The organism is Paenibacillus sp. oral taxon 786 str. D14, from assembly GCF_000159955.1.
GTDB lineage: Bacteria > Bacillota > Bacilli > Paenibacillales > Paenibacillaceae > Fontibacillus > Fontibacillus phoenicis.
Window position 1 is genome coordinate 146,381 of the sequence record NZ_GG695970.1, and the last position, 12,234, is coordinate 158,614.

The following is a 12,234-nucleotide window of genomic DNA, read 5'->3' on the forward strand; positions in this document are numbered from 1 at the left end:
ATCACTTCCTTTAATCGACCGTAAAAAGAAAACTTGTCCCATCTGTGAAGATGAGGGAGTGGCAGATATAGAAGGGAAGGTTACATTTTTCGTAGAAATATAAGGAAGATCATTTTTTTAGGAGAGTGTTATGAATGAGTCATAACTTTAAATTTTCTCGTATTGGCAATGTGTACGTACCAACATCACATATCGATGAATCCATTCAGTGGTACAAAGATCATCTGGACTTTAGATTGATGAACAAATTCGAGGATCGCGGATCTCTTTTAGCCGTGTTGCATCATCCGCATAAACATTCGATTGCATTACTGTTGATCGAGACGGAGAATCCAAACCGCCTTGAAATTCTTCGGAACGGGAAACCATTTCCTATCATGTCGATCTATTGTCCCGATATCGAATATACCCATGAGAATCTGCGAAGCAAGGGCGTGGATGTAGGAGATTTGATGACGCTGGGAAATGGTGAAGCCAAGTATTTTTATTTTCGAGACAATGAGGGGAATCTTCTAGAAGGGGCTTGGTCCATATGGGATCCAGTAGATGAATACAAAGATGATTTTTTAATGTAAATTTGCCAGGAGCCAAGCGGATCAAGTGGAGGTAGGTTACCCCATTTGTATATGAATGGAACGAGCAGCTGGAAGACCGCGTGATGATCGACATCACGGATGATGGGGAACGAGAGGCCCATACATACGGCGAAGTGATGCGGCATGTGATCGCCCATGAGATTCACCATATCGGTTAATTATCCGTTTGGGCACGCGAAATGGGAAAGAAGCCGATCAGCCAATCTCATTGGCAGGGGATTATTTCCTCAACCCGACCAACATTCATGATCGGGTTGAGTTTGGATCTACCTTAATTCAAACTTGTAATCGGCACGCAAATTTCACAAAACTCCTTCAGCAGCATTTCCCCAGTGTATCTCTCCAAAATCGGCCGATCGTCGATTTGATAGCCCTTGGCTTGAAGCGTGGGCATCAGCTCGGCCCATGCTTGCTGCATGGCCTGAGCCGTGTGCTTAATCGTACACACCAAGTAGTCTCCTCCGGAAATCTCGCCGATGTGGACAGTATCATCATCTAGAGGTTCATCCTGCGAAATGACAAGACAAGCATCATAACGGCAGTTCTTCGGTGGCGTGGTCTCCGGGTTATCCCAAGGGATACCAAGTAGGATGGCAGAATGATTGAGCAAGTTCCTCTCCGCACCCCAACGTTTCATTCTCTCCATCGCTTGAATGTTACCGGGACCATACGGACCCACCTGACGTACATAAGCGAAGCGATACCGGGGTAGCTTTTCGACTTTGAATTCCAAGGTATTTCCCTCCTTAAAAATTTAGGAATTATCACTTCCTCCCGAATCTAACATGAACTAAAATGATTTACCTCCAAAAATTTTAATTTTCAACTTTCGACAATTTCTCCGCATCCCGGTGTGTATAATTTCGTTAAGAGAAAACAAGCCCAGGGATTACAGAACAGGGAGGACACCTATGAATCCAATGATATTTCAAGATACCGTCCGCTCTAAGCAGGAAATCCATGTGCTATGCGGGTACCCCAGTGAAGTGGTAAACCACAAAGCGGTCCAGCGCATCGATCAACCTATCCGCGATTTTATTTCGAAATCTTCCTTGCTATTTATGGCGACGAGTGATGCTGCGGGCAATTGCGATGTTTCTCCGCGAGGGGATGAGGCTGGCTTCGTATTGGTCTTGGACGACCAGCATTTGGTCATTCCTGAACGGCCGGGTACAAACGGTTTGACTCTTTGGACAATATTTTGGAAAACCCGCAGATTGGGCTGATCTTTGTCATCCCCGGGTTGAAAGAAACGTTGCGCATTAATGGACGTGCATGCATGCATCGTCAAGGATCCGAAGCTGATGGAGCGAATGAAAGCCAAAAACAAGGTGCCGTTACTTGGAATTGGCGTGCAGGTCGAGGAATGTTACATCCATTGTGCCAAAGCATTCATGAGATCGCAGGTATGGGAGACAAACACGTGGTTATTGAAGGATGCTTTGCCAAACCCGGCAGCGATTCTGGCTGAACATACGAAGAAGCTGGGCAAATCGCAACAGGAAATTGAACAATCGTTGCAGGACAGCTATAAGAACCGGTTGTATTGATCAAGTCATGCTTTCACGAACCAGATGAAGGGAGCGGTAATGACATGTCGATGAATCAGACCGATACATGGAAAGGGAAATCGAAAACAACAAGATCACGAATCCGTCCCTGCCGTTGGGCCGCTTGCTTGCTTCCTTTATCCATTGTGCTGTCCATTAGTGTAACGGGGTGTAGATTCACCGATCTTTCTGAAAGCCCCTCTCCGTCTGGCGATGGGCGGGATCGTCCTGTGGTTAGCATCGTCATCTCCAACCTCGGCATGACCTTCCCCGAAGGCATGGACGAGAACGATAACCGCTATTTGAACTATATCGAAGAGCAAACCGGCCTGGACGTCCAGGTCAATACGCCCCCCACCGAGGTCTATGATGAGAAATTGGATGTCATCATGTCCTCGGGGAATCTCCCCGACATGCTGCACGCCTATGAGCCTGTATGGTTCGACAATTATGTCAAGCAAGGGGCGCTCCTGCCGTTGGATGATCTTATTGATCAGTACGGCCCCCACCTGAAAGCGAAAATCCCCTCTGAAGTATGGGACAGAGTGAAATACGGCGGCAAAATTTATGCCGTTCCCAGCTTAAATGAAGTGACGGGCATCGAATTGATGTACGCGCGAAAAGATTGGTTGGACCGGCTGGGCCTGGATCCGCCGAACTCGCTGGATGAGTATTACGAGGTGATTCGTGCCTTTGCTCAGGACGACCCGGACGGCAACGGTCTGCAGGATACCGTGGGTTTGACGTTCACGGCCAACCTTGGACGGTCCTCACCGTTTTTTGGCGCCTTCGGAACGCAGCTGGATACCTGGTTTGAACGGGACGGACGGTTAGTATATGGCAATATCCTGCCGGAAACGAAGGAAGCGCTTGGCTTTCTAGCCCGGTTGTATCAAGAAGGATTGCTGGAACGGGAGTTTCCGTTAAACCTTCAGACGAACCTGTCTGAGAAGATCGAGTACGGGAAGGTGGGGCTGTTCTCCGCAACCTGGTACGATACACGCGGCCCGATTGCGGCCAATATGAAACGCGACCCGAACGCCCGCTGGATTCCCTTAGAATATCCGACAGGACCAAAGGGGGACAAAGGGGTATACGGGATCGATGTCATCCGTGGATACAACGTGATCCCTGCCAGTTCGCCGCATGCGGCTGAGGTCATTCAACTGCTGGACTTTATCGCCAGCGATTATAAAACGTTGAAGCTTGGCTTTGAGAATGAAATTTGGCGGCGGGAAGGGGATCGGATTGTGACGGACTTCGCTCTGCATGACGAGAGTCTGTACCGCGGGATCTATCAGTCCTTGGTGGACGTTCCCGATGAGACGTTGTTTAAGCAGCGGCTGGATTCTCTGGGGGATTTTAACCTGTATAACAATATCCAGACCATCCACCGCAATATTATGCCGAACGCGTTTTACGGAATTCCGACCCCAGCCATGGGAAAATACAACGAAAATCTAAATCGATTGGGGGACGTATTTGTCAAAATTATTTTAGGCATCGAACCGCTGGATGCGTTCGACCGGTATGTTGAGCAGTGGAAGGCGGCAGGAGGAAGTGAAATTACGAAAGAAGTGAATCGTTGGTACGAGAGCGAGAGCAGAAGAATGGGCCATTCTCTGGGCTTGGAAGGGGGAGAACGGTGATTCGATGGATCATGAACCGGTTTTCACACCATATTCAATTCAGGCTGACCGGATATTTTATCCTCATTTTGCTCCCGCTGGTCTTGATCAGTTTGTTTGCGGTGGAACGATCACGGGATATTCTCTACAACCAGGCGGTACAGCGGACCGAAACGGCTCTTTCCTCGGCGATGAATCATTTTGATCTGGTGTTTCAGAACGTCGAGGAGATTTCAACGCTGATCGCCGGCGATCCTGCGATGAATGCGTTGTTGAACGAAAGCGGCAGCGACTTTTCGCCGCAATCCATCTTGGCGTTCTCTTCCATTTTGGAACAGTTGTCGAATTCGGTCTCAGTGAACCGGTATATCTCACAAATTTCCGTCTATCATCCCGCCTCGGGGATGCTGATCTCCACCCATTACGGAGGCAAGCAACTGGCCGGGGACGCGCAGAAGGAATGGTTTGTGGAAACTGCCCGCCGCAACGGGACAGGGATTTCTTACGTTAAGGCCGATTATGCCGTGACGGATGAAGTGACCTTTGGGCAATTAACGAACTCCGACAGTATCTCGCTGCTAAGGGCGATGGATTTGTATAACAGCAATCGGCAAGCCAATTTATTGGTCGTGTCGTTCAGCAAGAACAAATTATTAAACATTATTAAAACGCTGCTGCCTTCCGAAAACAGCCGGATCGTCCTGTCGAATGAACGGGGGGAAGTGCTGCTGGAAGCGGGCAAGCCTTCGGCGATGCATCTGCCGGATCAGGATATGACCGTCACCATCGATTCCTCCTATTCGCTCTGGCAGCTGACATTGGTTCAGCCAAAAAGCGAGCTGTACCGGGAGACGGATCAACTGCGGCTGTTTACTTTTTCAATTATTGGGCTGAGCTTAATTCTGGCACTGATCGTTTCCTGGGTGGTTTATAGCGGAATTGCCTCCCCCGTACTGAAATTGGCCAAGGGGATGAGGCGCTTAAGTAACGGCGAGCTTAACGCACATGTCCGCACGAACCGGAAGGATGAATTCGGTTTTTTGATTCAATCTTTTAATCGCATGGCCCTGGTACAGAAGCATTTAATCGAGGACCATTACGAGCAGCAACTGCGGCTGAAAACAACCGAACTCCGGTTTCTGCAGTCGCAGATCAACCCGCATTTTTTATATAACACGCTGGATTCGATTTACTGGATGGCTAAGAATTACGATGCGGAGGAAATCAGTGAGATGGTAATGAATCTCTCCAGCTTTTTCCGGCTGAGCCTGAACAAAGGACGGCAGGAGTTTACGGTCGAGGAGAGCATCGCTCACTTGAACTATTATTTACGGATTCAGCAGCTTCGCTTCATGGATAACTTCCAAGTGGAATACCGGATTTCGGAGCAAAGCAAGCGGATTCCGCTGCTCAAGCTGCTGCTGCAGCCGATTGTGGAGAATGCCATCATCCATGGGATGGAGGGAAAGGAAGTGGGCGGTTATTTAGTTATCTCCAGTTGGGTGGAACAGGAGCATACGCTTCACATCCGCGTGGAGGACAATGGGCCGGGGATTGAGGAAGAACGGCTTCACTACATTCAACAGGAGCTTGACCGGATGGATCTCCGCAAGATCGTGGCCTATTCACAGGATGAAGAGCAGGTGAAAGATTTATTTGGCCTGCGGAATGTGCTGAGCCGGATGAAGCTGTACTACGGACCGGAGGCACGGCTGACCGTACAAAGCGCTCCGGGGGAAGGAACAACCGTTACGTTATCGATTCCATTAAAGGAGGGACAGGATGAATCTGATGATCGTGGAGGACGAGCCCCGGCTGCGGCAAGCGCTAGCCTATAATATCATGTGGGAGTCGCACGGGATCGACATGATTGGTACCGCAGCAAACGGTTTGGATGCGCTTAGGCTCATGGAGCGCAAGAAGCCGGATCTCATGCTGATCGACGTGCAAATGCCGGGCATGGACGGATTGGAGTTATTGCGGGAGCTTAAAGGTCGGGGCATACTCAACCGGTTGATGAAAATCATTATTTTAAGCGGACACGACAATTTTGAATTTGCCCAGATTGCGCTTAAGCATGGGGTTTCACGGTATTTACTGAAGCCGGCAGGCGAGGCGGAGATCTTGGAAGCGGTCTTGGATGCCAGACGCCAGCTGCAACAGGATCTCGAAGAGTGGCGGCGGCAGGCCGCTTTGGAGAAGCAGTGGTGGTCCAACCTGCCGCATTTGCAAAATCTGTTCTTCCTTCAGTGGGCGGGCGGCAAGATGGGACGGGAGGAAATTCTGGCGAAAAGCCATGAACTGCACGTTCCGCTGCATCGGGAGGATCGGATTGCGGTTGCGGCGGTGGAACTGGACCCTTCCCCGAAGGAGGAAGAGACGACGGAAATTCAGAAGTTTACACTCCAGCTGCTGGCCAAGGAGCTGCTAACTCCACCGGATTGGTGGATCGCCGCCAACTCAGACATGAATCTGATGATGGTCTACGTGATTGGCCCCGAGGCCGATGCGAGCGAAGCGTTGCTGCGCATGAATGCGGACTTGTCCCAGCTGCTCTCGCGAACCAAGGAAGTGCTGCAACGGACTGCCAGTGCGGGCCTTAGTGCGGCGGTTGGTCCGTTGGAGGACCTGTCATCCTTGTACCGGCAGGCTTGTCATGCCCTGCAGGAGCGAGTTGTGTACGGGCATGACTTAGTGATCCCATATCGTGAAACCGCCGGGGAGACCGTTCGGCCTTTTGCGATCGAGCCCCATCTGGAGAAGGAGCTGGAGATCGGGCTGGAGACCGCAGATGAGTCCAAGGCGATGACAGCTTTGCAGGGGATATGGGATGCGCTGGTTTCGAGAATGGCGTCCTCGGACGATTTTCACGAGGCGGTGCTTTTTGTGCTTGGCTTGTTTGCCCGGATGATTCAAAAGCGGGGGTGGACGACCAAGCAGGTGCTTGGCGACGAGGCGAAGTATATCCAGAATGTGAGTCTGCTGAGCACCCAAACGCAAACTTGGGCGCTGCTGACGAGAATCGTGCAACGCATCATAGCCTACGTGAAGGAGCAGCGGAAAGCGAGCAGCCACCAGGTGGTGAAGGAGGTCCTTGTCTGGTGAACGAGGAAATGGATCAGGAACTGACACTGCACATGGTAGCGGATCGCATATATATCAACTCCTCTTACCTCAGCCGGCTGTTCAAGCAGGAGATGGGAGTAGCCTTTTCAGATTACGTCCTCGAGCGCAAAATGGAGCGAGCCAAGGCGCTGCTGCAGGAAGGGCACAAGGTCTATGATGCCGCGCGTTCAGTGGGTTACCGGGATGTCAGTTACTTCACCAAGGTGTTCCGCAGGTACTGGGGAGTAAACCCCGGGGAGTGTAAGGGTTAGTTTAGGTTAAGCTTCGGCTTGGCCCGACTCCGGGCTGTGCCTGGCTTGGGGCGGGGGATGTGTGGTGCTGGGTACCAGTTGTTAGAAGTCTGATGCAAGGGCGGTGGCAGGATGTTGGGTACCGACTAGGTGCGTGGAGCTGCTGTTGGGTACGTAAATGTGGTGTGGTGCTGGTGGTTAGGTGCTGGGTGTTTCGGGTTCGCGACAGTAGTTCAGTTCTAACGCTTGTGAGCAACGCTATTTGGGTCTTTTCGACGTGGTTTGAAATCTAACGCTGATCAGAAAGCTTATTTCCCGATTTTCGGCGGAACAGGGGCGGTTTTTCCGTGAATAAGCTCTCTGGCAAGCGTTAGAATCTAAAACCCCCCGATTTTCGCGAAATAAGCGCCGTGGCAAGCGTTAGAGAGAAATGAGCACGGAGAGAGCCTACCGAGCAGCTGGCTGTGTCGGACCTGGGTAGGAAATGAGCACGGAGCGAGCTTACCGAAACAGCTGTATTTCAGGTCTGCAACCGCAGTTTCAGTTCTAACGCTTGTGAGCAACGCTATTTGGGGATTTACGGCGTGGTTTGAAATCTAACGCTGATCAGAAAGCTTATTTCCCGATTTTCGGCGGAACAGGGGAGGTTTTTCCGTGAATAAGCTCTCTGGCAAGCGTTAGAATCTGAACTCCCCCGATTTTCCCGAAATAAGCACCAGGGCAAGCGTTAGCGAGACATGAACACGCACGGAGCATGCCGACGCTGGGCAGAAACAGCTGACAAGTGTGCTTAACTCTTACGTTACGTCATAGATAATAATTCACCCTAAGTAGACCGATTCAGATTTTGAAGTTCATAGGTTTACTTTATGTAATTGGCTCAAGATAGATTACTTCTTTGCCCTGTTGGGTAGCATAATCAATTTCTCTTCTTGTGCTTTCACCAATGTATCCATTGACATTGATCACGAAGATTTCGTCTGACATATCGATTTTGTGATAGTGAAGATATTCAAAGAGTTTAACTTGTTCTTCGGTTACTTCGATATTATCGCTTTGCTCGAAAAAACCAAGACTAAGTACAATTCTGCCTTTTAGGGTCAAATTAGCTTCTGCCTCACGGAATTGTTTTTTGAACTTTGTTGAACCACATAAAGTCACTACGATTGGTTTATTATGTTGCGAAAAATCGTTCATACAGGTCCCCTTATTCATAATATTCTTTCGGAATTCGAGTTACTGACTTTTACTGCTTTCACTTACAAATCCGATGAGCGAATCAAATACTAGATTTTCTTTACGAGGCTATTATGTATAACCTAGGCCAAACCGTGAAATTAAATATATGCTCCACACTAATGGAAGCCGCAAGGCTTCTTTTTTTTTGCCCATGAAAGACTCAGAAGCCATCATTTTACCACAAATAGTAATTGAACTCTCCTACTCAGCCCGCCGGTCGGATTTTACAATATGTTCACAAGATGGTCACAGATGAGCGATGGGACTATGAAGTGCGAAAGGGGGCAAGCGGATGCAATTAAAGACCAGAACCGTGGCAGAATCAGCTCAATCCCAAAAAACACCTCAAGTGAAACGAAGCTATTGGAGGCGGTTGGGACTCGACATCCGGAAGGAATGGGATCTCTATCTCATGCTTGTGCCAGGCATTTTGTTTATTTTGCTGTTTAAGTATACGCCAATGTACGGAATTACGATTGCCTTCAAGGATTTTAATATTTTCACTGGATTTGCGGACAGCCCTTGGGTGGGGTGGAAGCATTTCGAGCGGCTGTTTACGTCGCCGGACTTTGCCCAAGTGTTTAGAAATACGGTCATCATCAGTTTTCTGAAGATCGTTATTTTGTTTCCGTTACCGATCGTGGTTGCGCTGATGCTCAATGAGATGCGGAATATGATCTTCAAACGGACGGTGCAAACCGTGATCTATCTGCCTCATTTCCTGTCTTGGGTTATCGTTGGCGGATTGTTTATGGATTTACTATCAACAAACGGCGGGATCGTTAACAAAGCGCTCACCGCGATGGGGATGGAGCCGATCGCGTTCTTTCTGGACAACAGCGTGTTTCGCAGCGTCCTGATCACTTCGGCGGGCTGGAAGGAAACCGGCTGGAGTACGATCGTCTACCTGGCGGCGTTCACCACCATCGATCCCATGCTCTATGAAGCGGCAAGGATGGATGGAGCTGGGAGATGGAAGCAGCTGTGGCATATTACTTTGCCGGGGATCGCGCCGGTCATCATCCTGATGTTTATCCTGCGGCTCGGCAGCGTGCTGGAAGCCGGAACGGAACAGATCTTGGTGATGTACAATCCTGTGGTCTATCAGGTGTCAGATGTCATCGGCACGTATGTGTACCGCCGAGGGCTGGGCAGTCAGGATTACAGCTTTTCCACGGCGGTAGGGCTGTTTGAGGCAGTGATCTCCTTCACGCTGGTCATTGCAGGGAACGCAGCCAGCCGCAAATATCTGCAGCGCGGGATTTGGTAGGAAAGGGGGAGCTCATACATGGATCATAAACAAGCCTTGGAAGGATTGCAGCCGCGCGGAGTGATCAAAACCTCGTTTTCCGAAAAATGCTTTACCGTTTTCAATTACGTCTTCTTTATTCTGCTAGGGCTGACAACATTGCTTCCGTTCGTCAATTTGCTTGCCAAGTCCTTGAGCAGCGAAAGCGCCGTAATCTCAGGAAGGGTGGGGTTGCTTCCGGTAGGACTGCAATTTGAGACATATCACTATGTGCTTCAAGACTCCATGTTCCTCAATTCGCTGAAGGTATCCATCGCCCTGACGGTGATCGGAACGGCATGCAGTTTGTTTCTGACGACGCTCACGGCTTATCCCTTGTCTAAAGTACGGCTGCGTGGACGAAAAGGGATCTTGTTGATTTTCGTTTTTACCATGTTGTTCAGCGGCGGGTTAATTCCCACCTATCTGCTGATGCAGAACCTGAACCTGGTCAACTCCTTCCCGGTCTTGTTCCTCCCGGCGATGGTAAACGTCTACAACATGCTGATCATAAAAAACTACTTTGAAGGCCTCCCGGAAGAATTGGAAGAATCGGCTAAACTGGACGGGGCGGGGAATATCCGAATCCTCATGTCGGTCATGCTCCCCTTGTCGCTGCCGGTGCTGGCGACGATTGGTTTGTTTTTTGCCGTAGCGTTCTGGAACGACTATTTCACGGCCATGATTTACATCAGTGACCCGGCCATTAAGCCGATGCAGCTGTATTTGAAGGAGCTGCTCGTTTCCTCCAGCGGGGATTTCCTGAAGGATAACATCGATGCAGCGATTAACACCACCCCGCAGTCGATCCAAGCTTCCTCCATCTTGCTGGCGACCATTCCGATTCTGCTCGTATATCCTTTCTTGCAAAAATACTTCGTAAAAGGCGTGCTGGTGGGTTCAGTAAAAGGTTGAAGCAACATGGCTCGATTAAGGCTAACACCTGAAGGGAGGTGATGAGCTCCGCTTGCAGTAGAACCCCAGTAGAAACCCAAAAACAACCGATTTGAAGGAGGGTATATATGAATTTAAAGATGAAAAAAACGTCAGCGGTACTTACCGCCATCCTTGGCTTTGCCCTAGTGTTGTCCGGTTGCGGCGGCGGAGGAGGCGGAACGTCAGAGCCTGCTGCGACTGAACCATCGGGAGGAAACACCAACACATCAACAACAGAAGGCAGTAACAGCGGGGGAAGCACGGACAAACCAGATTTGCGGATGATCATGCAATACGGGCTGTTTGATCCGAAGACCGAATACGTCGCAAAATACATCGAAGAACGCACCGGGTTTCATGTGGAATATGAATTGCTGCCGGCGGAGAACGCTGATGAGAAGCTGAACTTGATGGTATCCAGCAAAGAAAATTACGACATCGCCAAGCTGAATGCCGCCCAATTCTACAATCTGGCTTCGGCGGGGGCACTCGAACCGATGGATGAACTGCTGGAGGCCCATGGCAACTATATTAAGCAGTCGATCAAGCCGGAGTCCTTCGCCAGTGCTACGATCGACGGCAAGATCTACGGGATTCCCGAAACGGGAGCGGGTGTGAGCATCGGTGAAGAGCTGGTCGTTCGCCAGGATTGGCTGGATGAGCTGGGCTTGTCCATCCCAACGAACCGCGATGAACTCTATACGGTACTTAAGACGATCAAGGAGAAGAAAAATGTCATCCCGCTGACGCTGAGCAAGGACTCCATCTACGGCGACATTGCGGCTACTTTTGGCGTGCTTACCGATTGGAAGGAAGTCGACGGCAAGCTGGTTCACCGGGCGGAGCAGCCGGAGATGAAAGAATACATTACCTTCATGAACAAGCTGTATAAAGAAGGATTACTGGACACCGAAACGCCGCTCAATACCGCTCAAGAATCGATTGAGAAGTTTTCTGGCGGCAAAGCAGCGATGTATAAGCTGGCCTGGTGGAATGCGGGATCTGCGATCGCGGCGTTGCAGAAGAACTTCCCTGAGGCCAAGACGTCGATCATTCCTTATCTGAAAGGACCGGACGGGAAAGCCGTCGTTGGCGCAAAAGCAAATGTGACCTGGTACATCGGCATTTTGAAATCCTCCAAAAATAAAGAAGCGGCCATGGAATTCCTGAATGCGAAGCTGGAGCCTGAGACATTCAAAGGCATCGCGCTGGGTCAAGAAGGGGTTCACTATGAAGTGAAGGACGACAAATATTATCCAATTCTCCCGATCTTTAATGAACAGTTAAACAATGCGAGCAACTTCCTGACTGGCGTGGACGAAGAGAAATATCCGATCTACTGGCAAGCCCGCGTGCGGAAGGATCCGGTGCTTCAGGCACATTTTGAAGCGTTCCAGAAAAATGCGGAAGGTCTGGTTGTCGTAGACCCGATGTCTACCGCGCCGCCAATTGAAGCCGTGTCCAAAAATCTGCTGAAGCTGACGACCATGCTAGATGATAATGTGCTGCAGTTTATTTCCGGTGCGAAGCCGATTGAGCAATACGACCAATTCCTGGCGCAATGGAGAGCGGAAGGCGGAGCCGACATGGTTGCTGCGGCGAACGAATGGTTCCAGTCAACGAAATAAGCCATCCTCGGAT

10 protein-coding genes and 2 pseudogenes are annotated in these 12,234 nt (G+C 50.0%); 10 read left to right on the top strand and 2 right to left on the bottom strand.

Translation table 11 applies throughout. The annotated features are described in order from the left end of the window. Nucleotides 1-134: 134 nt before the first annotated feature. Both POTG_RS00685 and POTG_RS25280 read left to right on the top strand, forming a co-directional pair. Entirely contained in the window at nucleotides 135-575 is a 441-nt protein-coding gene (locus POTG_RS00685; protein WP_009222862.1) for a VOC family protein, read from the top strand. A 35-nt stretch (nucleotides 576-610) separates the two neighbouring features. Beyond that, nucleotides 611-845, top strand: a pseudogene (locus POTG_RS25280) (DinB family protein); the annotation flags it as partial. Nucleotides 846-867: 22 nt separating this feature from the next. Here POTG_RS25280 and POTG_RS00695 read toward each other — a convergent pair. Then, entirely contained in the window at nucleotides 868-1,329 is a 462-nt protein-coding gene (locus POTG_RS00695) for an AraC family transcriptional regulator (protein WP_009222864.1), read from the bottom strand. Between the two features lie 178 nt (nucleotides 1,330-1,507). Here POTG_RS00695 and POTG_RS00700 point away from each other — a divergent pair. The 5 genes and pseudogenes from POTG_RS00700 to POTG_RS25190 all read left to right on the top strand — a co-directional run bounded on the left by POTG_RS00700 (nucleotide 1,508) and on the right by POTG_RS25190 (nucleotide 7,151). Further along, nucleotides 1,508-2,146 (top strand): annotated as a pseudogene (locus POTG_RS00700) (MSMEG_1061 family FMN-dependent PPOX-type flavoprotein). Nucleotides 2,147-2,190: 44 nt separating this feature from the next. Continuing rightward, complete coding sequence (locus POTG_RS00705) at nucleotides 2,191-3,795, top strand: extracellular solute-binding protein (RefSeq protein ID WP_009222866.1); 1,605 nt, start codon at nucleotides 2,191-2,193, stop codon at nucleotides 3,793-3,795. 11 nt (nucleotides 3,796-3,806) lie between these two features. Beyond that, a complete protein-coding gene (locus POTG_RS00710) occupies nucleotides 3,807-5,612 on the top strand; it encodes a cache domain-containing sensor histidine kinase (RefSeq protein WP_036643897.1) in 1,806 nt (601 codons plus the stop codon). Further along, nucleotides 5,557-6,879 carry a response regulator gene (locus POTG_RS00715; RefSeq protein WP_009222868.1) on the top strand — a complete coding sequence of 441 codons (1,323 nt, stop codon included), beginning with the start codon at nucleotides 5,557-5,559 and terminating at the stop codon, nucleotides 6,877-6,879. The genes POTG_RS00710 and POTG_RS00715 overlap by 56 nt, the downstream gene beginning before the upstream one ends. Continuing rightward, nucleotides 6,876-7,151 (top strand): helix-turn-helix transcriptional regulator, encoded by a 276-nt coding sequence (locus tag POTG_RS25190; protein ID WP_332306482.1) that lies wholly within the window; start codon nucleotides 6,876-6,878, stop codon nucleotides 7,149-7,151. Before POTG_RS00715 ends, POTG_RS25190 begins: the two co-directional genes overlap by 4 nt. 846 nt (nucleotides 7,152-7,997) lie before the next feature. Here POTG_RS25190 and POTG_RS00720 read toward each other — a convergent pair. Continuing rightward, entirely contained in the window at nucleotides 7,998-8,327 is a 330-nt protein-coding gene (locus POTG_RS00720) for a hypothetical protein (RefSeq protein WP_009222869.1), read from the bottom strand. Between the two features lie 334 nt (nucleotides 8,328-8,661). On the opposite strand from POTG_RS00720, the gene POTG_RS00725 reads away from it, so the two are divergent. The 3 genes from POTG_RS00725 to POTG_RS00735 all read left to right on the top strand — a co-directional run bounded on the left by POTG_RS00725 (nucleotide 8,662) and on the right by POTG_RS00735 (nucleotide 12,221). Then, on the top strand, nucleotides 8,662-9,639 hold the full coding sequence (locus POTG_RS00725; RefSeq protein WP_009222870.1) for an ABC transporter permease: 978 nt from the start codon (nucleotides 8,662-8,664) through the stop codon (nucleotides 9,637-9,639). A gap of 18 nt (nucleotides 9,640-9,657) precedes the next feature. Next, complete coding sequence (locus POTG_RS00730) at nucleotides 9,658-10,572, top strand: carbohydrate ABC transporter permease (protein ID WP_009222871.1); 915 nt, start codon at nucleotides 9,658-9,660, stop codon at nucleotides 10,570-10,572. Between the two features lie 107 nt (nucleotides 10,573-10,679). After that, nucleotides 10,680-12,221, top strand: a complete 1,542-nt coding sequence (locus POTG_RS00735; RefSeq protein ID WP_009222872.1) for an extracellular solute-binding protein — start codon at nucleotides 10,680-10,682, stop codon at nucleotides 12,219-12,221. The last annotated feature ends 13 nt before the right edge of the window (nucleotides 12,222-12,234 follow it).

Excerpts from the sequence above, each read along its gene's own strand:
- POTG_RS00685 (WP_009222862.1), top strand. The coding sequence starts at position 135 with ATGAGTCATAACTTTAAATTTTCTCGTATTGGCAATGTGTACGTACCA.
- POTG_RS00705 (WP_009222866.1), top strand. The coding sequence starts at position 2,191 with ATGTCGATGAATCAGACCGATACATGGAAAGGGAAATCGAAAACAACA.
- POTG_RS00710 (WP_036643897.1), top strand. The coding sequence starts at position 3,807 with ATGAACCGGTTTTCACACCATATTCAATTCAGGCTGACCGGATATTTT.
- POTG_RS00715 (WP_009222868.1), top strand. The coding sequence starts at position 5,557 with ATGAATCTGATGATCGTGGAGGACGAGCCCCGGCTGCGGCAAGCGCTA.
- POTG_RS00720 (WP_009222869.1), bottom strand. The coding sequence starts at position 8,327 with ATGAACGATTTTTCGCAACATAATAAACCAATCGTAGTGACTTTATGT.
- POTG_RS00725 (WP_009222870.1), top strand. The coding sequence starts at position 8,662 with ATGCAATTAAAGACCAGAACCGTGGCAGAATCAGCTCAATCCCAAAAA.
- POTG_RS00730 (WP_009222871.1), top strand. The coding sequence starts at position 9,658 with ATGGATCATAAACAAGCCTTGGAAGGATTGCAGCCGCGCGGAGTGATC.
- POTG_RS00735 (WP_009222872.1), top strand. The coding sequence starts at position 10,680 with ATGAATTTAAAGATGAAAAAAACGTCAGCGGTACTTACCGCCATCCTT.